This window comes from Pseudomonas sp. B3(2017) (assembly GCF_002113595.1).
Classification (GTDB): domain Bacteria; phylum Pseudomonadota; class Gammaproteobacteria; order Pseudomonadales; family Pseudomonadaceae; genus Aquipseudomonas; species Aquipseudomonas ekonensis.
Genome location: NZ_NEIU01000014.1, coordinates 90333 through 113578 on the forward strand (window position 1 = coordinate 90333; position 23246 = coordinate 113578).

The following is a 23246-nucleotide window of genomic DNA, read 5'->3' on the forward strand; positions in this document are numbered from 1 at the left end:
CCCCATCAATCCATGAAGCCCTGAAGCTTCAGCTCGATAGAGCGAGGGTTTTCACCTTCGGCGATCGACAGGATCCCTTCCAACAACATTTCGCGATAACGCGACTGCCGCAACGCGATTGACTTCAGCTTGGCGGCGATCGGCAGCAGCACCAGGTTGGCGCTCGCCACACCATAGATGGTGGCGACGAACGCCACGGCGATGCCGTTGCCCAGCTGCGACGGATCGGCCAGGTTGCCCATCACGTGGATCAGGCCCATCACCGCACCGATGATGCCGATGGTCGGCGCGTAGCCGCCCATGCTTTCGAACACCTTGGCCGCCTCGACGTCGCGGGCTTCCTGGGTGAAGAAGTCCACCTCCAGGATGCTGCGGATCGCTTCCGGCTCGGCGCCGTCGACCAGCAGTTGCAGGCCCTTGCGCGAATAGGCGTCGGGTTCGGCGTCGGCCACGCCTTCCAGCCCCAGCAGGCCTTCCTTGCGTGCGGTGAGGCTCCAGTTGACGACGCGGTCGATGCCGCCGGCCAGGTCGACCCGCGGCGGGAAGAAGATCCACGCCAGGATCTGCATGGCGCGCTTGAAGGCGCTCATCGGCGACTGCAGCAGCGCGGCGCCGATGGTGCCGCCCAGCACGATCAGCGCCGCCGGCCCGTTGGCCAGCGCGCCGAGGTGGCCGCCCTCAAGGAAGTTGCCGCCGATGATGGCGACAAACGCCATGATGATCCCGATAAGGCTTAGAACATCCATCAGATACACGCCTCGACGATGTGCTTGCCGATGTCGTCCAGACCGTACACCGCGTCGGCCAGGTCAGCCTTGACGATGGCCATCGGCATGCCGTAGATCACGCAGCTGGCTTCGTCCTGGGCCCAGACGGTGCTGCCGCCCTGCTTGAGCAGGCGCGCACCTTCACGGCCGTCGGCGCCCATGCCGGTCAGCACGACCGCCAGAACTTTGTCGCTGTAGGACTTGGCGGCGGAACCGAACGTGATGTCCACGCACGGCTTGTAGTTCAGGCGCTCGTCGCCCGGCAGGATCTTCACCGCGCCGCGGCCGTCGATCATCATCTGCTTGCCGCCCGGGGCCAGCAGCGCCAGGCCGGGACGCAGGATGTCGCCGTCCTCGGCTTCCTTGACGCTGATGCGGCACAGTTTGTCCAGACGCTCGGCGAAGGCCTTGGTGAACGCCGCCGGCATGTGCTGGATCAGCACGATCGGTGCCGGGAAGTTGGCCGGCAGCTGGGTGAGCACCCGCTGCAGGGCCACCGGTCCGCCGGTGGAGGTGCCGATGGCGACCAGTTTGTAGGCCTTGCGTTTCGGTGCCGGCGACGAAGCGCTGGCCGCCGGTGCGCGTGCAGGCGCAGGAGCAGGCGCCGGACGGGCCGGTGCGCTGGTGCTGTGGCCGCTGAAGCTTGACGCCGCCGGAGCAGGCGCAGGCGTCGGCGCTGCGGCCGGCGCCGGCGCGCTGTAGGCGCTGAAACGACGGTTGCTGCGCGAGATGCTGTGCACCTTCTCGCACAGCAGTTGCTTGACCTTCTCCGGGTTGCGGGAGATGTCTTCGAAATTCTTCGGCAGGAAATCCACCGCGCCGGCATCCAGCGCGTCCAGGGTCACCCGGGCGCCTTCATGGGTCAGCGAGGAGAACATCAGCACCGGGGTCGGGCAGCGCTGCATGATGTGCCGCACGGCCGTGATGCCGTCCATCATCGGCATCTCGTAGTCCATGGTGATCACATCGGGCTTGAGGGCCTGAGCTTGCTCGATCGCCTCTTTACCGTTGGTCGCCGTACCGACGACCTGGATGGTCGGATCCGCCGAAAGAATTTCCGAGACGCGGCGGCGGAAAAAACCCGAATCGTCCACCACCAGGACTTTGACTGCCATAAACACTCCATTAGGTGCAGCGAGGCGCTGGCGCCCCGCTGCCCCGGATTCAAATACGCCGTGCGGCGTAACGCTTGAGCATGCTCGGAACATCGAGAATCAGCGCGATGCGGCCGTCACCGGTGATGGTGGCGCCGGACATGCCCGGAGTCCCTTGAAGCATCTTGCCCAACGGCTTGATGACCACTTCTTCCTGGCCGACCAGTTGATCGACGACGAAGCCGATCCGCTGGGTGCCCACCGAAAGGATCACCACATGGCCTTCGCGCGGCTCTTCGTGAGCCGCGGAGCTGACCAGCCAGCGCTTGAGGTAGAACAGCGGCAGCGCCTTGTCCCGCACGATCACCACTTCCTGGCCGTCCACCACGTTGGTGGTCGAGAGGTCGAGGTGGAAGATTTCGTTGACGTTCACCAGCGGGAACGCGAACGCCTGGTTGCCGAGCATCACCATCAGGGTCGGCATGATCGCCAGGGTCAGCGGCACCTTGATGACGATCTTCGAGCCCTGGCCCTTGGTCGAGTAGATGTTGATCGAACCGTTGAGCTGGGAAATCTTGGTCTTCACCACGTCCATGCCCACGCCGCGGCCGGACACGTCGGAGATCTCGGTCTTGGTCGAGAAGCCCGGGGCGAAGATCAGGTTGTAGCACTCGGTGTCGCTCAGGCGGTCCGCCGCATCCTTGTCCATCACGCCGCGTTTCACGGCAATGGAACGCAGGACGTTCGGGTCCATGCCCTTACCGTCGTCGGAGATCGACAGCAGGATGTGGTCGCCTTCCTGCTCGGCCGCCAGGATCACCTTGCCGCCGCGGGGCTTGCCCGACTCTTCGCGCTCTTCCGGCGACTCGATGCCGTGGTCGACTGCGTTGCGCACCAAGTGCACCAACGGGTCGGCCAACGCCTCGACGAGGTTCTTGTCCAGGTCGGTCTCTTCGCCGACCAGCTCCAGGTTGATCTCTTTCTTGAGCTGGCGCGCCAGGTCGCGGACCAGGCGCGGGAAGCGGCCGAACACTTTCTTGATCGGCTGCATCCGGGTCTTCATCACGGCGGTCTGCAGATCCGCGGTGACCACGTCGAGGTTCGACACGGCCTTGGACATGGCTTCGTCGCCGCTGTTGAGGCCCAGGCGCACCAGACGGTTACGCACCAGCACCAGCTCGCCGACCATGTTCATGATCTCGTCGAGGCGCGCGGTGTCGACCCGCACGGTGGTCTCGGCTTCGCTCGTCGGTTTTTCCGGCGGCGGAGCGGCCGGGGCACGGGCCGGCGCAGGCGCGGCGGCAGCAGCCGGCTTCGGCGTTTCGGCCTTGGCCTCAGGCGCCTTGGCGGCCGGCTTCGGCGCCGCAGCCGGGGCCTTGGCAGCCGGCGCGGCAACCGCAGCCGCGCTGCCCGCCGTCACCGGCGCACCGGTGTTGACGTCGGTGAACTTGCCTTTGCCGTGCAGCTCGTCGAGCAGCGACTCGAACTCGTGGTCGCTGATCAGGTCGCTGCCGGCGGCAGCGGCGGCCGGGGCCGCAGCAGCCGGGGCCGGAGCCGACGCGATCGCCGATTCCAGCGCTTCGACGGCGAAGTTGCCCTTGCCGTGCAACTGGTCGAGCAAGGCTTCGAATTCGTCGTCGGTGATGTCCGAGCTGTCGCCCGCCGCCGGGGCCGCCGCAGCGGGGGCCGCCGGGGTGACCGCGTCCGGCGCGAATTGGCCTTTGCCGTGCAACTGGTCGAGCAGCGACTCGAACTCGGCGTCGGTGATTTCGTCGCTGGCCGCCTCGTCGCCCGCAGGCGCAGGCGCAACGGCAGCCGCCGGGGCCTCGGCTTCGGCCTTGACGGCGCTCAGCGAGTCCAGCAGTTGTTCGAATTCGTTGTCGGTGATGTCGCCCGAACTGTCTTCGACGACCAGTTCTTCGATCATCTCGGCCACCGGCGATGCCGGCGCCTCATCGGCCGACTGCGGCTCGGCCAGGCGGGCCAGGGCCGCCAGCAGTTCCGGGGTGGCGGCGGTGATCGGGCTGCGGTCGCGGACTTCGCCGAACATGCTGTTCACCGAATCCAGCGCCTCAAGCACCACGTCCATCAGTTCCGCATCAACGCGACGCTCACCCTTGCGCAGGATGTCGAACACGTTTTCGGCGATGTGGCAGCACTCCACCAGCTCGTTGAGCTGAAGGAAGCCGGCGCCCCCTTTTACAGTGTGGAAACCGCGAAAAATTGCGTTGAGCAGATCTGCGTCGTCCGGCCGGCTTTCCAGCTCGACCAGTTGTTCGGACAGTTGCTCAAGAATCTCGCCGGCCTCAACCAGGAAATCCTGAAGGATCTCTTCATCGGCGCCGAAGCTCATTAAGGGGTGCTCCTAGGTCTAAAAACCCAAAAAAACTCAAAATCCAAGGCTGGATAACAAATCGTCCACATCGTCCTGACCGGACACAACGTCTTCTCGTTTATCGGCATGAATCTGCGGACCTTCACCCTGCGAGAGATGTTTTTGTGGATCTTTTTCGGCAAGCATCGCCGCACGGTCATGTTCGATGCCCGCAAAGCGGTCCACCTGACTGGCCATGAGCACGAGCTTGAGCAGATTGCTTTCGACTTCGGTGACCAGTTGGGTCACGCGCTTGATCACCTGACCGGTCAGATCCTGGTAGTCCTGGGCCAGCAGGATGTCGTTCAGGTTGCCCGACACCGCCCGGCTGTCCGCGCTGCTGCGCGCCAGAAAACCGTCGACCCGGCGGGCCAGTTCGCGGAACTCTTCGGCCCCGACCTCGCGACGCATGAACCGGCCCCAGTCGGCGCTCAGCGCCTGGGCTTCGTCGGCCAACGCGTTGACCACCGGCGTTGCGCTCTCCACCAGATCCATGGTGCGGTTGGCGGCGCTCTCGGTCAGCTTGACCACATAACCGAGACGCTCGGTCGCATCGGTGATCTGCGACACCTCTTCGGCCTGGGGCATGTGCGGATCGATATGGAAATTGACGATCGCACTGTGCAGCTCGCGTGTGAGCTTGCCCACTTCCTGGTACAGGCCGCGGTCACGGGTCTGATTGAGCTCATGGATCAGTTGCACGGCCTCGCCGAACTTGCCCTTTTCAAGGCTGTCGACCAACTCGACCGCGTGTTTTTTCAGCGTCGACTCGAAGTCGCCCTGTGAAGACTCTTTATGCTCCATAGCTCCCCCGCGCGTTCATCAGCCGATGCGTTCGAAAATCTTCTCGATCTTTTCTTTCAGCGCCTGGGCCGTGAATGGTTTGACCACGTAGCCGTTGACGCCGGCCTGGGCCGCTTCGATGATCTGCTCACGCTTGGCTTCCGCCGTCACCATCAGGACCGGCAGGTGCTTGAGGCGCTCGTCGGCGCGCACCTTGCGCAGCAAGTCGATGCCGGTCATGCCGGGCATGTTCCAGTCGGTGACCAGAAAATCGAAGTGCCCGCTTTCCAGCATCGGCAACGCGGTGTTGCCGTCGTCGGCCTCGGCGGTGTTGGTGAACCCCAGGTCACGCAGCAGGTTCTTGATGATCCGCCGCATCGTTGAGAAATCGTCAACGATGAGGATTTTCATGTCTTTGTTCAATTCGACCTCCAAGCAGTCTTAAACGCGCCCGGCAACGGGACGCGCCATTTCATTCAATCCGGCAAGGCACTCTCGATGACTGTCTGGAGCACAACGGATCGAGACCGGTGCCGCTCACCACCGCACCAGCCTCGTTCGCAGTGTCCCCACACTGCCTTCAGCGCGCTCGCCACTCCCCCAAACGCCCCCGCAAACGGGCCGCGCACTGGCTGTGCAACTGGCTGACCCGCGATTCGCTGACGCCAAGGACCTCACCGATTTCCTTGAGGTTCAGTTCCTCGTCGTAGTACAGCGCCAACACCAGTCGCTCGCGCTCCGGCAAATTGGCAATCGCGTCCGCCAGCGCTGCCTGGAAGCGTTCGTCTTCCAGATCGCGCGACGGCTCAAGATGAGCACTGGCGCCATCCTCATGCAGCCCTTCGTGTTCGCCGTCCTGCAGCAGGTCGTCGAAACTGAACAGCCGGCTGCCCAGGGTGTCGTTCAAAATCCCGTAGTAATCGTCGAGACTCAATTGGAGTTCGGCCGCAACCTCGTGATCTTTAGCGTCACGGCCGGTTTTAGCTTCAATCGCGCGAATCGCGTCGCTGACCATGCGGGTATTGCGGTGAACCGAGCGCGGTGCCCAGTCCCCTTTGCGCACTTCATCAAGCATCGCGCCGCGGATCCGGATGCCCGCGTAGGTCTCGAAACTGGCGCCCTTGCTGGCGTCGTATTTGTTCGAGACTTCGAGCAGGCCGATCATCCCGGCCTGGATCAGGTCTTCGACCTGCACGCTGGCCGGCAGCCGCGCCAGCAAGTGGTAGGCGATGCGCTTGACCAGCGGCGCATAACGCTCGATCAGTTCGTACTGCGCATCACGCGCCGACTTCTTGTACAGGTTCATACCGCTGGCGGTCATAGCACAGGCCCTGCCGTTTGCTGCACGAGGCGCTCGACGAAAAACTCGAGGTGACCGCGCGGGTTGGCGGGCAGCGGCCAGGTGTCGACCTTTTGAGCGATCGCCTTGAAGGCCAGGGCGCACTTGGAACGCGGAAAGGCTTCATAGACCGCACGCTGCTTCTGCACCGCCTTGCGCACGCTTTCGTCGTAAGGCACCGCGCCGACGTATTGTAGGGCGACGTCCAGGAAGCGATCCGTGACCTTGGTCAACTTGGCGAACAGGTTGCGCCCTTCCTGCGGGCTCTGGGCCATGTTCGCCAGCACGCGGAAGCGGTTCATGCCGTAATCGCGGTTGAGCAGCTTGATCAGCGCGTAGGCGTCGGTGATGGAGGTCGGCTCGTCGCAGACCACCAGCAGCACTTCCTGGGCGGCGCGCACGAAACTGACCACCGAGTCACCGATACCCGCAGCGGTGTCGATCACCAGCACATCGAGATTGTCGCCGATGTCGCTGAACGCCTGGATCAGGCCGGCATGCTGGGCCGGGCTCAGGTGCACCATGCTCTGGGTGCCCGAGGCGGCCGGCACGATGCGGATCCCGCCCGGGCCCTGCAGCAGCACGTCGCGCAGCTCGCAGCGGCCTTCGATCACGTCGGCCAGGGTGCGTTTGGGTGTGAGGCCCAGCAGAACGTCGACGTTCGCCAGACCCAGGTCGGCGTCCAGCAGCATGACCCGACGGCCAAGCTCTGCCAGCGCCAGGGACAAGTTCACTGACACGTTAGTCTTGCCGACGCCACCTTTGCCGCCGGTCACCGCGATCACCTGTACGGGATGCATGCTGCCCATGTTATTTCTTTACCTTGTCTTGCATAGACGGAGGCCACATTACTGGCTGCGCGTTCACAACCGGAACAATGCGTGGCAGGCCATCGATGTAGGTACAAAAACTGTTCATTACCTCAGCCGACCTGCTTGGTCGGGCTGTGGTAGATATCAGCGAACATGTCAGCCATGGCTTCTTCGCTGGGTTCTTCCTGCATTTGCACGCTGACGGCGCGGCTGACCAGTTGGTGACGGCGCGGCAGATGCAGGTCATCCGGGATCCGTGGGCCGTCGGTCAGGTAGGCGACCGGCAGTTCGTGGCTGATCGCCAGGCTCAGCACTTCGCCAAGACTGGCCGTCTCATCCAGTTTAGTCAGGATGCAACCGGCGAGCCCGCAACGCTTGTAACTGTGATAAGCGGCGGTCAGCACCTGTTTCTGGCTGGTGGTGGCCAGAACCAGATAGTTCTTGGAGCGGATGCCGCGGCCGGCCAGGCTTTCCAGCTGCATGCGCAGCGCCGGATCGCTGGCCTGAAGGCCGGCGGTGTCGATCAGCACCACGCGCTTGCGCAGCAGCGGATCCAGCGCCTGCACCAGGGACTGGCCCGGATCGACGTGGGTCACCGACACATTGAGGATCCGGCCCAGGGTCTTGAGCTGTTCCTGGGCGCCGATGCGGAAACTGTCCATGCTCACCAGCGCGATGTTCTGCGCGCCGTACTTGAGCACGTAACGCGCCGCGAGCTTGGCCAGGGTGGTGGTCTTGCCCATGCCGGCCGGGCCGACCATGGCGATCACCCCGCCCTCTTCCAGCGGCTCGACCTCCGGCACGCCGATCATCCGGGCCAGGTGCGCCAGCAGCATGCGCCATGCCTGACGCGGCTCCTCGACGTCGCTGATCATCGCCAGCAGGTCGCGCGACAGCGGGCCCGACAGGCCGATGCGCTGCAGTCGGCGGTACAGGTTGGCCTGGGCTGGACGGTTGCCCTGCAACTGGTTCCACGCCAGGGTGCCGAGCTGGACTTCCATCAGCTCGCGCAGGCTGTTGAGCTCCGAACGCATCGAGTCGAGGGCGCGCGGATCGACACCGGCCGGGGCCGGCGCAGGCGCCGGTGCGGGACGGGCCGGCGCGGCGTAGGTCGGTTCCGACAGCGGTTCGGCGGCGGTCAGCGGCAGGCCCGCGGTCAACGGCAGCCCGGCGAACAGCTGACGGTTGGTGTTGCCGTCGGCTTCGCCGCGCAGGCTCAGCTCGGCCTGGGCGGTGACGATGCGCGACTGGGTCTTGCGCAGCTCGTCTTCGAGCTCCATGTTCGGCACGCGCGGGGCCAGCGCCGACAGTTTGTAATCCAGCGCCGCAGTCAGCTCGACACCGCCGGCGATGCGGCGGTTGCCAATGATGGCGGCATCAGCGCCCAGCTCATCACGAACCAGCTTCATGGCCTGACGCATATCGGCGGCGAAAAAACGCTTAACTTGCATAAACCACTACCTCAGCCGTTGGGCCCTACTGTCGCAACGATGGTCACTTGCTTGTTGTCCGGAATTTCCTGGTAGGCCAGCACATGCAGTCCGGGAACTGCCAGGCGACCGAAGCGCGAGAGCATCGCGCGAACCGGGCCTGCCACCAGCAGGATCACCGGTTGGCCTTGCATTTCCTGACGCTGGGCCGCTTCGATCAGCGAGCGCTGCAGCTTCTCGGCCATGCTCGGCTCCAGCAGAACGCCCTCTTCCGAGCCTTGTCCTGCCTTTTGCAGACTATTGAGCAAAATTTGTTCCAACCTTGGTTCCAAGGTGATCACAGGCAGCTCGGACTCAGTGCCTACAATGCTTTGGACGATGGCGCGGGATACGCCGACCCGCACGGCCGCCACCAGCGCGGCGGTATCTTGACTCTTGGCGGCGTTGTTGGCGATCGCTTCGGCGATGCTGCGGATGTCGCGCACCGGCACGTGTTCGGCCAGCAGCGCCTGCAGCACCTTGAGCAGCTGCGACAGGGTGACGACCCCCGGCACCAGCTCTTCGGCCAGTTTCGGCGAGCTCTTGGCCAGCAGGGTCATCAGTTGCTGCACTTCCTCGTGGCCGATCAGCTCGCTGGAGTGCTTGTACAGAATCTGGTTCAGGTGGGTCGCCACCACGGTGCTGGCGTCGACCACGGTGTAGCCGAGCGATTGCGCCTGGGCGCGCTGGCTGACTTCGATCCACACCGCCTCAAGGCCGAAAGCCGGATCTTTGGCGGTGATGCCGTTGAGCGAGCCGTAGACCTGGCCCGGGTTGATCGCCAGTTCGCGCTCCGGGTAGATCTCCGCCTCGGCGAGGATCACGCCCATCAGGGTCAGGCGGTAGGCGCTCGGCGCCAGGTCGAGGTTGTCGCGGATGTGCACGGTGGGCATCAGGAAGCCCAGGTCCTGGGAAAGCTTCTTGCGCACGCCCTTGATCCGCGCCAGCAGTTGCCCGCCCTGGTTGCGGTCCACCAGCGGGATCAGGCGGTAGCCGACTTCCAGGCCGATCATGTCGATCGGCGTCACGTCGTCCCAGCCCAGTTCCTTGGTCTCCATGGCGCGGGCCGGCGACGGCAGCAGCTCCTGCTGACGCTTGACCTCTTCCAGCGCCTGCACCTTGGCCACGTTCTGCTTCTTCCAGAACAGGTAGGCGCCGCCGGCCGCCAGGGCCGCCATGGTCAGGAAGGAGAAGTGCGGCATGCCCGGCACCAGGCCCATGATGGCCATCAGGCCGGCCGCGACGGCCAGCGCCTTGGGCGAGGCGAACATCTGGCGGTTGATCTGCTTGCCCATGTCTTCGGAGCCCGAGGCACGGGTCACCATGATCGCAGCGGCGGTGGACAGCAGCAGTGATGGCAATTGCGCCACCAAACCGTCACCGATGGTCAGCAAGGCGTACACCTTGCCGGCGTCGGCGAAGGTCATGTTGTGCTGGAAGATGCCGACGGCCATGCCGCCGATCAGGTTGATGAACAGGATCAGCAGGCCGGCGATGGCGTCGCCGCGCACGAACTTGCTGGCACCGTCCATCGAACCGTAGAACTCCGCCTCCTGGGCCACTTCCGCCCGGCGGGCCTTGGCCTGGGCCTGGTCGATCAGGCCGGCGTTGAGGTCGGCGTCGATCGCCATCTGCTTGCCGGGCATCGCATCGAGGGTGAAACGCGCGCTCACCTCGGAGATCCGCCCGGCACCCTTGGTCACCACGACGAAGTTGATGATCATCAAGATGGCGAACACCACGATGCCGACCACGTAGTTGCCGCCGATCACCACCTCGCCGAAGGCCTGGATCACCTTGCCGGCGGCGGCATGGCCGTCCTGGCCGTGGAGCATCACCACCCGAGTCGACGCCACGTTCAGCGCCAGGCGCAGCAGCGTCGCCACCAGCAGGATCGTCGGGAACACGGCGAAATCCAGCGGCCGCAAGGCGTACACGCACACCAGCAGCACGACGATGGACAGGGCGATGTTGAAGGTGAAGAACACGTCCAGCAGGAACGGCGGCACCGGCAACATCATCATCGCCAACATGACCAGCAGCAACAGCGGCACACCCAGATTGCCCCGGCTGAGCTCCGACAGGTTGCTGCGGGCACTGTTGATTAACTGAGAGCGATCCACCGGTTTTCCCCGTTCCTTTCAAGCAAACTTTTGACGCCCGAAGCGGGCGCACGGCGGCTACTGCAAGAAGCCTTCCAACTTTTGCACGGGACTGAAACAGAAGGGTTTATCAGGTGATTTTCCGCATGCCCCGCGGCCTATGGCGATCCGCCTGACACCCGGAGGCCGAACACGCCACCGCCATCGCGAGCAGGCTCGCTCCCACAAGGTCCTGCGGGGAACACCCATCGCGGGCGCCAGCCCGCTGGCGATGGCGCCCGTCAAGGCGCCGCAGAGCCGGCTCAGGAATCGCGCCGCAGGTCCGGCGGAATCGGCAGGTCGTCCTTGAGCGGCTCCGGCGGCTTGCCCTTGCCGGCGCGGTACTGGCGAATCTGGTAGACGTAGGCCAGCACCTGGGCGACCGCCAGGTACAACCCACCCGGGATTTCTTCTTCCAGTTCGGTGGAGTGGTAGATCGAACGCGCCAGGGCCGGCGATTCGAGCAGCATGATCTCGTTGGCCGTGGCGATCTCGCGGATCTTCAACGCCAGGAAGTCAGTCCCCTTGGCCAGCAGCACCGGCGCGCCGCCCTTGTCGGCGTCGTACTTGAGCGCCACGGCGTAGTGGGTCGGGTTGGTGATGACCACGTCGGCCTGGGGAATGGCCGCCATCATCCGCCGCTGGGACATCTCGCGCTGCACCTGGCGGATGCGCTGCTTGACCTCCGGCCGACCCTCCTGGTCCTTGTGCTCGTCGCGCACTTCCTGCTTGGTCATCTTGAGCTTCTTGATGCTCTCCCAGATCTGCACCGGCACGTCGACCGCCGCAATGACGATCAGCCCGCAGGCCATCCACAAGGTGCTCCAGCCCACCAGCAGCACGCTATGGATGATCGCCTTCTCGAGCGGCTCGTGAGCGATGCGCAACAGGTCGTCGACATCGCCGGACAGCACCACCAACGCCACCGCCAGGGTGATCAGGAACTTGGCCAGCGCCTTGAGCAGCTCGACCACCGACTTGGCCGAGAACATGCGCTTGATCCCGGACAGCGGATTCATCCGGCTGAACTTGGGCGCCATGGAGCCGGCGGCGAACAGCCAGCCGCCGAGCGCGATCGGCCCCAGCAGCGCGGCGAGCAGCAAGGTGATCATGATCGGCTGGATCGCCAGCAGGGCCATCAGCCCCGAACTCATCAGGAACCGACCCATGGAACCCTGATCCATGATCACTTCCCGCGAGAGCGTGAAGTTCACCCGCATCAGTTCCATCAAGTCCTCGGCCAACATGCCGCCGAAGATCAGCAGCGCGGCGGAGCCGGCGAGCATGATCGCCAGGGTGTTGAGCTCCTTGGAGCGCGCGATCTCACCCTTCTCACGGGAATCCTTCTTGCGTTTCTCCGTGGGGTCTTCTGTCTTGTCCTGACCGCTCTCGCTCTCAGCCATGGCTCAGCGTGCCCGTGCCAGTTCGCGCAGCAACTGCAAGGACTCGACGGCCAGCGGTTGATACTGATTGAGAATGTCCGCAAGGCCCACCCAGACGATGAACAGGCCGAGCACCAGGATCAGCGGAAAGCCGATGGAGAAGATGTTCAGCTGCGGCGCCGCCCGGGTCATGATGCCGAACGCGATGTTGACCACCAACAGCGCCGTGACCGCCGGCAGCACCAGCAGCAGCGCCGCCCCGAGCACCCAGCCGAGCTTGCCGGCCAGCTCCCAGTAGTGGGCGGTCATCAGGCCGCCGCCGACCGGCAGCGTGGTGAAACTTTCCGTCAGGACCTCGAACACCACCAGGTGGCCGTTCATCGCCAGGAACAGCAATGTCACCAGCATGGTGAAGAACTGCCCGATCACCGCCACCGACACGCCGTTGGTGGGATCGATCATCGAGGCGAAGCCCATGCCCATCTGAATGGCGACGATCTGCCCCGCCACCACGAACGCCTGAAAGAACAATTGCAGGGAGAAGCCCAGCACCGCACCGACCAGGATCTGCTCGGCGATCATCAGCAGACCGCCAAGGTCCAGCGGGCTGACCGCCGGCATCGGCGGCAGGTTCGGCGAGATCACCACGGTGATCGCCAACGCCAGGTAGAGACGGATGCGCCTGGGCACGAGGGTGGTGCCGAACACCGGCATCACCATCAGCATCGAACCGATGCGAAACAGCGGCAGCATGAACGTCGCCACCCAGGTGCTGATCTGGGTGTCCGTCAACTGAAGCAGCGACGACATGGCTCAGCCGATGACCAGCGGAATGTTTTTGTACAGCTGAGTGATGTATTCCATGAACGTCTGCACCAGCCAAGGCCCGGCGACGATCAGGGTGACCAACATCACCAGCAGGCGCGGCAGGAAGCTGAGCGTCTGTTCGTTGATCTGCGTCGCCGCCTGGAACATCGACACCAGAAGCCCCACCAGCAGGCTCGGCACCACCAGGATCGCGACCATCATGGTGGTCAGCCACAGGGCCTCGCGAAAGATGTCGACCGCAACTTCAGGCGTCATGGCGATACACCTCCGAAACTGCTGGCCAGGGTGCCGATGATCAGCGCCCAGCCATCGACCAGCACGAACAGCATGATTTTGAACGGCAGGGAAATGATCAGCGGCGACAGCATCATCATGCCCATCGCCATCAGCACGCTCGCGACCACCAGGTCGATGATCAGGAACGGGATGAAGATCATGAAGCCGATCTGGAACGCGGTCTTGAGCTCGGACGTCACGAAGGCCGGCACCAGGATCGTCAGCGGCGCCTGCTCCGGCGTCGCGATGTCGGTGCGCTTGGACAGGCGCATGAACAGCTCAAGGTCCGTGGAGCGGGTCTGGGCCAGCATGAAGTCCTTGATCGGCACCTGGGCCTTTTCCACCGCCTGCTGGGCGGTCAACTTCTCCGCCAGGTAAGGCTGCAGCGCGTCGTTGTTCACCCGGTCGAACACCGGCGCCATGATGAACAGGGTCAGGAACAGCGCCATGCCGGTGAGGATCTGGTTCGACGGCGTCTGCTGCAGGCCCAGGGCCTGACGCAGGATCGAGAAGACGATGATGATCCGGGTGAAGCTGGTCATCAGGATGACGAACGCCGGAATGAAGCTCAGCGCCGTCATGATCAGCAGGATCTGCAGGCTGACCGAATACTCCTGCGCGCCCTCGGCGTTGGTGCCCAGCGTGATCGCCGGGATCGACAGCGGATCGGCGGCGAACGCCAGCGGCGCGGCCAGCATCAGGGCCAGGGTCAAGACGATGCGCAACGCACCCATTACTTCTTATCCTTCTGATCCTTGCCGAGCACCTTCAACAGATGCTGGGCAAACTCCGGAGTGGCCTTTTCGGCGGCGGCCGGCACGTCGACCGGCTCCTTGAGCACATGCAGCGCGGTGATGGTGCCGGGGCTCAGGCCAAGCAGGATCTGCTCGTTGCCGACCTGCACCAGCACCAGACGGTCGCGGGGGCCGAGCGCGCGGGAGCCGATCAGCTCGATCACCTGACCCTTGCCGGCGGGACCGGCCTGCTGCACCCGGCGCAGCAGCCAGGCGAGAAAGAAGATCAGGCCGAGCACCAGCAGCAGGCCGAGCACCAGTTGCGTCAGCTGGCCGGCGACGCCGCCGCTGACCGCAGGCGCGGCCGCCGTGGCGGCAGTCGCCGCCGGCTCGACCGCCAGCGCCGCGACCGGCAACGCCATTGCCAACAAGAAACCGAGCGCCTTGTTCACTCAGCGCAGCTTCTTGATGCGTTCGCTTGGGCTGATCACGTCGGTCAGGCGGATGCCGAACTTTTCGTTGACCACCACCACCTCGCCGTGGGCGATCAGGGTGCCGTTGACCAGCACGTCCAGCGGCTCGCCGGCCAGACGGTCCAGTTCGATCACCGAGCCTTGGTTGAGCTGCAGCAGGTTGCGGATGTTGATGTCGGTGCTGCCCACTTCCATCGAGATCGACACCGGGATGTCGAGGATCACGTCCAGGTTGGGGCCGTCCAGCGACACCGGCTCATTGTTCTTCGGGTGGCTGCCGAACTCTTCCATCGGCACACGGTTGGAGCTGGACACACCGGCGTCGGCCGCCAGCAGCGCGTCGATGTCGGCCTGGCCGCCCTCGCCGGTCTCTTCCAGGGCCGCAGCCCACTCGTCGGCCAGCGCCTGGTCGTCCTGGGTGTTCATATCGTCGTTCATCATTTGTCCTCGGCGGGCAAAAAAACCGGTAAAAACCAAAAGGGAGTGGAGGCGCGGCTCAACGCCGCTCGATCGGCTCGATCACTTGCAACGCGAGGTTGCCCTTGTGCGAGCCCATCTTGACCTTGAAGGCCGGCACGCCGTTGGCGCGCATGATCATGTCTTCCGGCATCTCGACCGGAATCACGTCGCCCGGCTGCATGTGCAGGATGTCGCGCAGCTTCAGCTGGCGGCGGGCGACGGTGGCGCCGATCGGCACCGCCACGTCGAGCACGTCCTGACGCAGGGCGTTGACCCAGCGCTCGTCCTGGTCGTCCAGGTCCGACTGGAAGCCGGCGTCGAGCATCTCGCGCACCGGTTCGATCATCGAGTACGGCATGGTCACGTGCAGGTCGCCGCCGCCGCCGTCCAGCTCGATGTGGAACGTGGACACCACGATGGCTTCGCTGGGACCTACGATGTTGGCCATGGCCGGGTTCACTTCCGAGTTGATGTACTCGAAGTTGACTTCCATGATCGCCTGCCAGGCCTCCTTCAGGTCGACGAAGGCCTGCTCCAGCACCATGCGCACCACGCGCAACTCGGTGGGGGTGAACTCACGCCCCTCGATCTTGGCGTGACGGCCGTCGCCGCCGAAGAAGTTGTCCACCAGCTTGAACACCAGCTTGGCATCCAAGATGAACAGCGCGGTGCCGCGCAACGGTTTGATCTTGACCAGATTGAGGCTGGTCGGCACGTACAGCGAGTGTACGTACTCGCCGAACTTCATCACCTGCACGCCGCCCACGGCAACGTCCGCCGAACGGCGCAGCATGTTGAACATGCTGATGCGGGTGTAGCGGGCAAAACGCTCGTTGATCATCTCCAGGGTCGGCATGCGTCCGCGGACGATGCGATCCTGGCTGGTCAGGTCGTAGCTTTTGACGCTGCCAGGCTCGGCGGCGTTATCGGTCTGTACCAGACCGTCGTCGACGCCATGCAACAGCGCGTCGATCTCATCCTGGGACAGCAGATCCTGCACGGCCATGTCGTGTTCCTACTGCAATACGAAATTAGTGAAAAGCAACTGTTCGATCACCACTTTGCCCAGTTCCTTCTGCGCCACTTCCTGCACGCTGGCGGTGGCCTTCTGACGCAGCATTTCCTGACCGACCGGCGTCGCCAGGGTGGCGAAGTCCTGACCGGAGAAGAGCATCACCAGGTTGTTGCGGATCACCGGCATGTGCACCTTGAGCGCGTCCAGGTCCGCCTGGTTGCGCGCCAGCATGGTGATGCTCACCTGCATGTAGCGCTGACGGCCGTTCTGGTTGTAGTTGGCCACGAAGGCCGGCGCCATCGGCTCGAAGATCGCCGGCTGCTTGCCCGCCGGAGCCGCTTCGGCCGCCGGGGCAGGCTTGCTCTGCGCGCTGTGCATGAAGTACCAGGTCGCGCCCACGGAGGCACCGATCGCCAGCAGCAGCGCCACCACGATCAGGATGATCAGCTTGAGTTTGCCTTTGGTTGCGGGGTCTTTTACAGCTGCTGCTTCGCTCTTCGCCATGCCAATAATCCGTCATTAATCGGGTTTTCACAGTCGCACGGCAAGGCAAGAGCAAGTGTTATGCCAGAAGTGTCGGAAGGGAGAACGAGAGGGAATCGCGAGCCGATGCAAAACCCTGTGGGAGCTGGCTTGCCAGCGATGGCGATTTATCTGACACATTGGTTTTGAATGTGCCGCCGCTATCCGCTGGCAAGCCAGCTCCCACAGGTCTCAGGGTGTTGCGTCAGGCGTAGTAGTCGACGGCGCTGGAGCCGATCACGTGAGTGGCCGTGGCCGCCGCTTCAGCGACGGTCGTCGGCGTCAACTCTTCTTCGGCCGAATCCAGACGCCCGCCGGCGGCGTTGGTGCGACCGCCCTGCCCCTGCTGCGCCTGTTCCTGACCCTGCCAGCCACGGTTCTGGTCGGACACATTGACGTCGACCTGGCCCATCCCCTGCTGGGTGAACATCTCGCGCAGGCGGTGCATCTGACCGTCCAGCGCTTCGCGCACGCTCGGGTGAGCGCTCATGAACGTCACCTGGGTCTGCTGGTCCGGCACCATGTTCACCCGGATGTCGAGGCGGCCGAGCTCGGCCGGCTGCAGCTGGATGTCGGCCGCCTTGAGGTTGGCGCTCGACAGGTACATGACGCGGTTCACCACTTCCTCGGTCCAGCCGCTCTGGTGCATGGCGATCGGCTGGTTCACCGGCAAGGCGTTGGCGGTCTTCGGCGTGGCGGCCTGCGTCAGCGCCGCCAGACGGTTGGCGAAATCATCGACGCGGGTGTCGCTGCTGGCGGATTTCAGATCCTTGAGACCCTCGTCGAGCAGGCCGCTGAAGGCCTTCTCGCCGCCCTGGCTGGTGCTGTCCTTGTCCGCCTGCACATCGAGCATGTTGGCCATGCCGGCGGCGAAGTTCTGCGCGGCAGTCAATTCGCCGTCGGCCTGAGCCTGTGCCGGGGTCGGCGCAGCCTTGGGCTGGCTGGACGCGGAAATGTGGCCGCTCTGCTCCATCGCCAGGCGCACGGCCGGCAGGTTGTCGAGCGGATCGGCTTCCGGGTCGAAACCGCTGTCGGCGATCGGCGCCGGGGCCGGCGTCGGCAGCGCTGCCACCGCCGGGGTTTCGGCCTTGGCGGGTGCGGGCGTCTCCACTACGGGCGCAGGCTCGACCGGTACGGTCACGGGCGGCTGCACCGCCTCGACCAGGGCCGGATCCAGCGTCGGATCCACCGGCGGCGCATCCGCCACAGGCGTTTGAGGGGTTTGCGTCGAATCGTCGTCGCTGGCGCTGCGCTCGTCCGTCGCGCCGGAAGCCGGCTTGTCGGCGGGCAAGGGTTTGCCGCTATCGGCAACCGCAGGTTCGGGAGCGGCAGACTGATCCTTGCCGACGTCCTTTTTGCCGCCGCTGTCCGCGCCGCTGTCGCGCGCAGGTTTCACCGGCGCGGCGCTGGCGGCCGAAGCCTTTGCCGGCCCCTGGTCGGCAAACACCTGGGCGAAGCTGGAGGCCTTGTCCCCGGGCTCTGCGGCCAGGGCCGGCGCTTTGGCGGAGGCGGCTTGCGCCTTGGCCTGGGCGGCAGCCTGAAGAAGGATGTTGGGGGTTGCAGGCATGGTACGGTCTCCGCTGCACTGGGATCGTAGGTACAGTTGAGCGAGATGACTGCAAGTGCCGGGCCAGCTTTAGCCGCAGGGGCGAAAAAGCGCCGGACGGCAGGCTCAATGGGTCAGGGAACGCTGTCGTTCGGCTTCGTAGACGGGGCGCACATCGGCGAACTCGCTGTTGATGTCCGCCACCAGCTTGCTGATTTCGGCAGGGCTCTTGTTCTTGGCCTGCTGTTCGAGCTCACTGCAGAGCTCGGCGAGGCGGGTCGCGCCCATGTTGCTGCTGCTGCCCTTGAAGCTGTGGGCCACAACCGACAGCACTTCGGCGTCGACGGTCTTTTGCAGCTCCCGCAGCCGGTTCTCGGAATCCGCCAGGAAGATGTCCAGCAATTCCGGATAGCTGGCCTCCATGACTTCGGCCATCGAGTTCAGTACGTCGCGATCTACATGTTTGTCAGCCACTTGTTCACTCCTTGATCAAGAATGCGCGGATTATGCCAGAGCCTCCCAGGAAAACTCCACGCGGACACTGCGGCCGTCGTCCGACCAATGGGCGCTGCGCGTCAGCTGACGGACCAGGCTGACCCCACGCCCGGACAGGCGGATCCCGTCCGGGGGCCGGTCCATCACCCGCGCCACGTCGAACCCGTTGCCGCTGTCCTCGACCCGGATCACCAGGGTTCCGCCCGAGCCCTGCGGCACCACGTCGAAATGCACCCGCACATGGCCGTCCCGCAGGGCGTCGAGCCGGGCGTTGCGCAGCTCATAGTAACGCGCAAACCCGCTGGCATCGCGCTTGAGGCTGGAGTCGAGCCCCAGGACGCCGTGCTCCAGGGCATTGGAGTACAGCTCGGCCAGCACACTGTACAGCGCCCCGCTCTGCGCCCGCAGCCCGTGCACCTCCAGCAGCAGTTGCAGCAGGTACGGCAACGGGTTGAAGCGTTTGAGCGTCGCGCCCCGGAACTCGAAGCTCGCCGACCAGTCGAGCGGACAGGACTGGCCGCTGTCGGAGTACACCGGCACCGGCGCATGCACCTGCGCCGCCTCCAGCAGGCTGATCTCGACCATGCTGACATCGTCCCGGGCCTCGCCACGGAATGCCTGGAGCGCTTGCTCGATGTCCTCGAAGAGCCGGTCCGGCTCACGGTTGGCCGCAAACACCTGCCGCAGCCGCTCGACGCCGAACAACTGGTCGTTGGCGTCGCAGGTGTCGATCACCCCGTCGGAGAGCAGGAACACCCGGTCCCCCACCGCCATCGGCAGCACCTCGGTGCAGTCGTCGAACGCTTGCGGGCTGAGCACGCCCAACGGCAGATGCCGTGCCGCCAGCGGCGTACGCTCCCCCGTGGCGATGCGGTGCAGGTAGCCGTCGGGCAGGCCGCCGTTCCAGTACTCCACCGAACGGCGCTGTGCGCTCAGGCACAGCAGGGTCGCGCAGCAGAACATGTCCACCGGCAGGATGCGCTTGAGCTTGGCGTTCATTTCCCGCAGGGTCTCGGCCAGCCCGTAGCCCTTGGCGGTCATACCGTAGAACACCTCAGCCAGCGGCATGGCGCCGACCGCCGCCGGCAAGCCGTGACCGGTGAAATCCCCGAGCAGCACATGCATGTCGCCGGCCGGCGTGTACGCCGCCAGCAGCAAGTCGCCGTTGAACAGGGCGTAGGGAGATTGCAGGTAGCGGATGTTCGGCGCATTCAGGCAGCCGGAATGGGCGACCTTGTCGAACACCGCCTTGGCGACCCGTTGCTCGTTGATCAGGTAATCGTGATGCCGGGCGATCAGGTCGCGCTGCTCCAGCACCGTGGCCTGCAGCCGTCGCAGGCGATCCATCGCCTTGATTTTGGCGGAGAGGATCACCGGGTTGTAGGGTTTCGCCAGAAAATCGTCGCCACCGGCATCCAGACAGCGTGCCAGCGCCTCGCTTTCGGTGAGCGACGTGAGGAAGATGATCGGCACCAGGGTTTCCCCCGCCAGCGCCTTGATCCGGCGCGCCGCCTCGAAGCCGTCCATCACCGGCATCATCGCGTCCATCAGCACCAGTTGCGGATGATCGCGGCGGAACACCTCCAGCGCTTCCTCGCCGTTGCCGGCGGTCAGCACCTCATGCCCCTGGCGGCGGACGATGGTCGAGAGCAGCAGGCGGTCGGCGGCGCTGTCCTCGGCGATCAGGATGGTCAACGGCTCCTGCGGCTGCATGGCCGTCAAGCGATGTCGAACAACTTGTCGAAATTGGAAATGGCGAGGATCTTGCGCACGTCCGAATTGCTGTTGATCACCCGCACGTCGGAATGATCGCCGCCGGCGTGGTCGCGCAGCAACAGCAGCATGCCCAGGGCCGAGCTGTCGAGGTACGTGGCTTCTTTGAGATCCACCACAATGGAATCGGGTTTCTTATCGAGTCGCTCATAGGACTCGCGAAACTCCTGATGGCGACCGAAATCGAACCGACCCTTGATCGAGATCGTCAGCTTTTGCCCATCCGGAGAGAGATCTGTAACGACTGACATGCGCTGGCTTCCTTGTCATTGACGAACCTGTACAAGGTTTAGCACTTGCCGGGGGCGGCGGCAAGGCATGATGCCGCCGGCCGCTGTCAGCGATCGCCCCGTCAAAAGGCCTCGTGCCGCGGCAAACGCTGGGACAGTTCGTCCAGGAGCTTCTGCTCGCGCTTGTCTTCGGCCCGCTGCGCCTCGTCGCGGTAGCGCTGTACAAGCTTGCGCAGGCCTTCGACCCGCGCAAAGGCCTCTTGCCAGGTCTCGCGGGCCTTGTTCAGGTTGTTCTGATGCCAGTTCAAGCTCTGGCGCTGCTGGTCGACCGCGGTGTCGAGCTGGGCCAGGAAGCCCTGGAAGCCCAGCAGCCACTGCCCGGTCACGCCAGTGCTGCCCCGCACGATCCATTGCTCGGAATAGTCCAGGCGAAACGCCTGAAGGTCGGCAAGCTTGCTTTCGGCGACCTTGACCTGCCCCTGAAAGTAGCCCAGGCGCTGCACGGCGGTCTTCTCGGCCTTTTCGGCCATGTCCACCACCGGCGCCAGGCGCGCGGCTCGACTCAGGGCCATGACCGGTTACCCGCCGGCCGCCGGGGCGAACAGGGTTTCGAGGTAGGCTTCGCTTTCGCCCAGGCTGATGCTGTCGTTCAGGCCCTGACGCAAGTACCTGACCATTTGCGGCTGCAGCGAAATCGCAAGGTCGGTCTCGCGGTCGCCGCCGGCCACGTAGGCGCCGACGCTGATCAGGTCGCGGCTCTGCTGATAGCGCGACCACAGTTGCTTGAAGTACTGCGCACGGGTCATGTGCTCCGGCGACACCACCGCAGGCATCACCCGGCTGATCGAGGCTTCGATGTCGATGGCCGGGTAATGGCCTTCCTCGGCCAGGCGCCGGGACAGCACAATATGCCCGTCCAGCACGCCCCGCGCCGAGTCGGCGATCGGATCCTGCTGGTCGTCACCCTCGGACAGCACGGTGTAGAACGCCGTGATCGAACCGCCGCCCTTCTCCGCGTTGCCGGCGCGCTCCACCAGCTTCGGCAGCTTGGCGAACACCGACGGCGGATAGCCCTTGGTCGCCGGCGGCTCGCCGATGGCCAGGGCGATTTCCCGCTGGGCCTGGGCGAAACGGGTCAGCGAGTCCATCAGCAGCAGGACGTTCTTGCCCTTGTCGCGGAAATACTCGGCGATGCGCGTGCAATACATGGCGGCGCGCATGCGCATCAGCGGCGCATCGTCCGCCGGGGACGCCACCACCACCGAACGCTTGAGGCCTTCTTCGCCGAGGATGTGCTCGATGAATTCCTTCACCTCGCGGCCCCGCTCGCCGATCAGGCCGACGACGATGATGTCCGCTTCGGTGAAGCGGGTCATCATGCCCAGCAGCACCGACTTACCGACGCCGGTACCGGCGAACAGGCCCAGACGCTGGCCGCGGCCCACCGTCAGCATTCCGTTGATGCAACGGATGCCCACGTCCAGCGGCACGCTGATCGGGTCGCGGTTGAGCGGGTTGATCGTCGGGCCGTCCATCGGCACCCAGTCTTCGGCCTTCATGCCGCCCTTGCCGTCCAGCGCGCGGCCGGCGCCGTCCAGCACCCGGCCGAGCATGCTCATGCCCATCGGCAAGCGGCCGGCATCGGCCAGCGGCACCACCCGGGCGCCCGGCGCAATGCCGGCCACGCTGCCGACCGGCATCAGAAAGACCTTGTTGCCGGAAAAGCCCATGACTTCGGCTTCGACCTGGGACGGATGGTAGGTGTCGTCGTTGATCACCATGCAGCGGGTGCCCATGGCGGCCCGCAGCCCCTCGGCTTCGAGGGTGAGGCCGACCATGCGCAGCAGGCGCCCTTCGAGGATCGGCGCACCGGCAAGCTCGGTGGCCTCGGCGTAGGTGCTCAGGCGCTTGGCGAAACTGGTGCGTTCAAGGCGCATCGGGGGCGTCCGCGGACGGCTCGGCGGCGGGCGCCGGCTTGGCGTCTTCCGGCAGGTCCAGGCTCAAGTCCGGCGCGGCCGGATGCAGGGCCTGCTCGTGCAGTTGGTCGAACAGTTTGTCCATGACCTGGGCGATGCGGGTCTCGATGCTGGCGTCGATGCGACTGTGATCGGTCTCGACCCGGCAGCCGCCCGGCAGCAAGGTCTCGTCCTCGACGATGCGCCAGGTCTCTTCGTGGCGCTCGCGCAACGCTTTGACCTGGGCGAAATCTTGCGGATTGACGTACAGCCGCACATTGCCGACGCCCAGCGGCAGCAGCTTGAGGGCGTCGCGCATGACGCGCTCGATCTGCGTCGAGTCGATGGCCAGTTCGCGCTGGATCACCTGTTTGGCGATGTGCCGCACGAGGTCGACCAGCGACTTCTCGATCTGGGTGTCCTGCTCGGCGATCGGCTCGAACAGATGGCCCATCAGTTGCTCGAGGCTGGCGACTTTCGCCGCCAACGCCACCTCGGCCTCCTGACGCACCTTGAGGGTCGTGCTGTGGAAGCCTTCCTTCTCGCCGATGGCGAAGCCCTCGTTGTAGGCTTCCTGACGGATGCTTTCGAGCTCTTCCAGGGTCAGCGGCTGGACTTCCTCCAGCGGCACTTCCTCGATTTCCGGCGGTTCAGGCTCCGGCTCCGGCTCCGGTTCCGGCGGCGGCGGATCGAAGCTGGGCAGCGCCCAGGTATCGAAACCGCGGACATCCCGGGCGCGGATCAGATCCGTCACGTCGTCGTCATGCTTGTCCATGGGC

General features: G+C 64.8%; 24 protein-coding genes. All 24 read right to left on the reverse strand.

From position 1 onward, the window contains the following. Window positions 1-5: 5 nt before the first annotated feature. Window positions 6-746 (reverse strand): flagellar motor protein, encoded by a 741-nt coding sequence (locus CAG33_RS20040; RefSeq protein ID WP_085577789.1) that lies wholly within the window; start codon window positions 744-746, stop codon window positions 6-8. Next, window positions 746-1882: a chemotaxis response regulator protein-glutamate methylesterase gene (locus tag CAG33_RS20045; RefSeq protein WP_085577790.1), complete on the reverse strand. Its 1137-nt coding sequence runs from the start codon at window positions 1880-1882 to the stop codon at window positions 746-748. Before CAG33_RS20045 ends, CAG33_RS20040 begins: the two co-directional genes overlap by 1 nt. A gap of 49 nt (window positions 1883-1931) precedes the next feature. Then, window positions 1932-4214 carry a chemotaxis protein CheA gene (locus CAG33_RS20050; protein WP_085640275.1) on the reverse strand — a complete coding sequence of 761 codons (2283 nt, stop codon included), beginning with the start codon at window positions 4212-4214 and terminating at the stop codon, window positions 1932-1934. Between the two features lie 36 nt (window positions 4215-4250). Continuing rightward, on the reverse strand, window positions 4251-5039 hold the full coding sequence (locus CAG33_RS20055; RefSeq protein WP_085577792.1) for a protein phosphatase CheZ: 789 nt from the start codon (window positions 5037-5039) through the stop codon (window positions 4251-4253). A gap of 18 nt (window positions 5040-5057) precedes the next feature. Beyond that, entirely contained in the window at window positions 5058-5429 is a 372-nt protein-coding gene (locus tag CAG33_RS20060) for a chemotaxis response regulator CheY (RefSeq protein WP_085577793.1), read from the reverse strand. Between the two features lie 169 nt (window positions 5430-5598). Next, window positions 5599-6339, reverse strand: coding sequence for an RNA polymerase sigma factor FliA (fliA, locus tag CAG33_RS20065; RefSeq protein ID WP_085577794.1), 741 nt, complete (start codon window positions 6337-6339; stop codon window positions 5599-5601). Next, window positions 6336-7166 carry a flagellar synthesis regulator FleN gene (fleN, locus tag CAG33_RS20070; RefSeq protein WP_003222917.1) on the reverse strand — a complete coding sequence of 277 codons (831 nt, stop codon included), beginning with the start codon at window positions 7164-7166 and terminating at the stop codon, window positions 6336-6338. Before fleN ends, fliA begins: the two co-directional genes overlap by 4 nt. A 113-nt stretch (window positions 7167-7279) precedes the next feature. Then, complete coding sequence (gene flhF / locus CAG33_RS20075) at window positions 7280-8620, reverse strand: flagellar biosynthesis protein FlhF (RefSeq protein ID WP_085577795.1); 1341 nt, start codon at window positions 8618-8620, stop codon at window positions 7280-7282. An 11-nt stretch (window positions 8621-8631) separates the two neighbouring features. After that, the gene (gene flhA / locus CAG33_RS20080) at window positions 8632-10761 is read right to left on the reverse strand and encodes a flagellar biosynthesis protein FlhA (RefSeq protein ID WP_085640278.1); all 2130 of its coding nucleotides are present in this window, start codon (window positions 10759-10761) and stop codon (window positions 8632-8634) included. A 281-nt stretch (window positions 10762-11042) separates the two neighbouring features. Continuing rightward, window positions 11043-12182, reverse strand: a complete 1140-nt coding sequence (flhB, locus tag CAG33_RS20085) for a flagellar biosynthesis protein FlhB (protein ID WP_085577797.1) — start codon at window positions 12180-12182, stop codon at window positions 11043-11045. Between the two features lie 3 nt (window positions 12183-12185). Further along, window positions 12186-12971 (reverse strand): flagellar biosynthetic protein FliR, encoded by a 786-nt coding sequence (fliR, locus tag CAG33_RS20090; RefSeq protein WP_085640281.1) that lies wholly within the window; start codon window positions 12969-12971, stop codon window positions 12186-12188. A 3-nt stretch (window positions 12972-12974) separates the two neighbouring features. Then, the gene (gene fliQ / locus CAG33_RS20095; RefSeq protein ID WP_085577799.1) at window positions 12975-13244 is read right to left on the reverse strand and encodes a flagellar biosynthesis protein FliQ; all 270 of its coding nucleotides are present in this window, start codon (window positions 13242-13244) and stop codon (window positions 12975-12977) included. Further along, window positions 13241-13999, reverse strand: a complete 759-nt coding sequence (gene fliP / locus CAG33_RS20100; protein ID WP_085631148.1) for a flagellar type III secretion system pore protein FliP — start codon at window positions 13997-13999, stop codon at window positions 13241-13243. Before fliP ends, fliQ begins: the two co-directional genes overlap by 4 nt. Then, window positions 13999-14451: a flagellar biosynthetic protein FliO gene (gene fliO / locus CAG33_RS20105; protein ID WP_085577801.1), complete on the reverse strand. Its 453-nt coding sequence runs from the start codon at window positions 14449-14451 to the stop codon at window positions 13999-14001. Before fliO ends, fliP begins: the two co-directional genes overlap by 1 nt. After that, window positions 14452-14910, reverse strand: a complete 459-nt coding sequence (gene fliN, locus CAG33_RS20110; protein WP_085577802.1) for a flagellar motor switch protein FliN — start codon at window positions 14908-14910, stop codon at window positions 14452-14454. A gap of 58 nt (window positions 14911-14968) precedes the next feature. Beyond that, the gene (gene fliM / locus CAG33_RS20115) at window positions 14969-15937 is read right to left on the reverse strand and encodes a flagellar motor switch protein FliM (RefSeq protein WP_085577803.1); all 969 of its coding nucleotides are present in this window, start codon (window positions 15935-15937) and stop codon (window positions 14969-14971) included. 9 nt (window positions 15938-15946) lie between these two features. Beyond that, window positions 15947-16450, reverse strand: coding sequence for a flagellar basal body-associated protein FliL (gene fliL, locus CAG33_RS20120; RefSeq protein ID WP_085577804.1), 504 nt, complete (start codon window positions 16448-16450; stop codon window positions 15947-15949). Window positions 16451-16673: 223 nt separating this feature from the next. After that, window positions 16674-18035: a flagellar hook-length control protein FliK gene (locus CAG33_RS20125; protein WP_085640284.1), complete on the reverse strand. Its 1362-nt coding sequence runs from the start codon at window positions 18033-18035 to the stop codon at window positions 16674-16676. A gap of 105 nt (window positions 18036-18140) precedes the next feature. After that, the gene (locus tag CAG33_RS20130) at window positions 18141-18488 is read right to left on the reverse strand and encodes an Hpt domain-containing protein (protein WP_085577806.1); all 348 of its coding nucleotides are present in this window, start codon (window positions 18486-18488) and stop codon (window positions 18141-18143) included. A 30-nt stretch (window positions 18489-18518) separates the two neighbouring features. Then, entirely contained in the window at window positions 18519-20222 is a 1704-nt protein-coding gene (locus tag CAG33_RS20135; protein ID WP_085577807.1) for a fused response regulator/phosphatase, read from the reverse strand. A gap of 5 nt (window positions 20223-20227) precedes the next feature. After that, window positions 20228-20533, reverse strand: a complete 306-nt coding sequence (locus CAG33_RS20140; protein WP_085577808.1) for an STAS domain-containing protein — start codon at window positions 20531-20533, stop codon at window positions 20228-20230. 101 nt (window positions 20534-20634) lie between these two features. Continuing rightward, on the reverse strand, window positions 20635-21084 hold the full coding sequence (gene fliJ / locus CAG33_RS20145; protein WP_085577809.1) for a flagellar export protein FliJ: 450 nt from the start codon (window positions 21082-21084) through the stop codon (window positions 20635-20637). Window positions 21085-21090: 6 nt separating this feature from the next. Beyond that, entirely contained in the window at window positions 21091-22449 is a 1359-nt protein-coding gene (gene fliI, locus CAG33_RS20150; protein ID WP_085577810.1) for a flagellar protein export ATPase FliI, read from the reverse strand. After that, complete coding sequence (gene fliH, locus CAG33_RS20155) at window positions 22439-23242, reverse strand: flagellar assembly protein FliH (protein ID WP_085577811.1); 804 nt, start codon at window positions 23240-23242, stop codon at window positions 22439-22441. The genes fliI and fliH overlap by 11 nt, the downstream gene beginning before the upstream one ends. Window positions 23243-23246: the final 4 nt, after the last annotated feature.

What these genes read in the sequence shown, in the direction of transcription:
- CAG33_RS20040 (WP_085577789.1), bottom strand. Translation starts at nt 746, where the DNA reads ATGGATGTTCTAAGCCTTATCGGGATCATCATGGCGTTTGTCGCCATC.
- CAG33_RS20045 (WP_085577790.1), bottom strand. Translation starts at nt 1,882, where the DNA reads ATGGCAGTCAAAGTCCTGGTGGTGGACGATTCGGGTTTTTTCCGCCGC.
- CAG33_RS20050 (WP_085640275.1), bottom strand. Translation starts at nt 4,214, where the DNA reads ATGAGCTTCGGCGCCGATGAAGAGATCCTTCAGGATTTCCTGGTTGAG.
- CAG33_RS20055 (WP_085577792.1), bottom strand. Translation starts at nt 5,039, where the DNA reads ATGGAGCATAAAGAGTCTTCACAGGGCGACTTCGAGTCGACGCTGAAA.
- CAG33_RS20060 (WP_085577793.1), bottom strand. Translation starts at nt 5,429, where the DNA reads ATGAAAATCCTCATCGTTGACGATTTCTCAACGATGCGGCGGATCATC.
- fliA (WP_085577794.1), bottom strand. Translation starts at nt 6,339, where the DNA reads ATGACCGCCAGCGGTATGAACCTGTACAAGAAGTCGGCGCGTGATGCG.
- fleN (WP_003222917.1), bottom strand. Translation starts at nt 7,166, where the DNA reads ATGGGCAGCATGCATCCCGTACAGGTGATCGCGGTGACCGGCGGCAAA.
- flhF (WP_085577795.1), bottom strand. Translation starts at nt 8,620, where the DNA reads ATGCAAGTTAAGCGTTTTTTCGCCGCCGATATGCGTCAGGCCATGAAG.
- flhB (WP_085577797.1), bottom strand. Translation starts at nt 12,182, where the DNA reads ATGGCTGAGAGCGAGAGCGGTCAGGACAAGACAGAAGACCCCACGGAG.
- fliR (WP_085640281.1), bottom strand. Translation starts at nt 12,971, where the DNA reads ATGTCGTCGCTGCTTCAGTTGACGGACACCCAGATCAGCACCTGGGTG.
- fliQ (WP_085577799.1), bottom strand. Translation starts at nt 13,244, where the DNA reads ATGACGCCTGAAGTTGCGGTCGACATCTTTCGCGAGGCCCTGTGGCTG.
- fliP (WP_085631148.1), bottom strand. Translation starts at nt 13,999, where the DNA reads ATGGGTGCGTTGCGCATCGTCTTGACCCTGGCCCTGATGCTGGCCGCG.
- fliN (WP_085577802.1), bottom strand. Translation starts at nt 14,910, where the DNA reads ATGAACGACGATATGAACACCCAGGACGACCAGGCGCTGGCCGACGAG.
- fliM (WP_085577803.1), bottom strand. Translation starts at nt 15,937, where the DNA reads ATGGCCGTGCAGGATCTGCTGTCCCAGGATGAGATCGACGCGCTGTTG.
- fliL (WP_085577804.1), bottom strand. Translation starts at nt 16,450, where the DNA reads ATGGCGAAGAGCGAAGCAGCAGCTGTAAAAGACCCCGCAACCAAAGGC.
- CAG33_RS20125 (WP_085640284.1), bottom strand. Translation starts at nt 18,035, where the DNA reads ATGCCTGCAACCCCCAACATCCTTCTTCAGGCTGCCGCCCAGGCCAAG.
- CAG33_RS20135 (WP_085577807.1), bottom strand. Translation starts at nt 20,222, where the DNA reads ATGCAGCCGCAGGAGCCGTTGACCATCCTGATCGCCGAGGACAGCGCC.
- CAG33_RS20140 (WP_085577808.1), bottom strand. Translation starts at nt 20,533, where the DNA reads ATGTCAGTCGTTACAGATCTCTCTCCGGATGGGCAAAAGCTGACGATC.
- fliJ (WP_085577809.1), bottom strand. Translation starts at nt 21,084, where the DNA reads ATGGCCCTGAGTCGAGCCGCGCGCCTGGCGCCGGTGGTGGACATGGCC.
- fliI (WP_085577810.1), bottom strand. Translation starts at nt 22,449, where the DNA reads ATGCGCCTTGAACGCACCAGTTTCGCCAAGCGCCTGAGCACCTACGCC.
- fliH (WP_085577811.1), bottom strand. Translation starts at nt 23,242, where the DNA reads ATGGACAAGCATGACGACGACGTGACGGATCTGATCCGCGCCCGGGAT.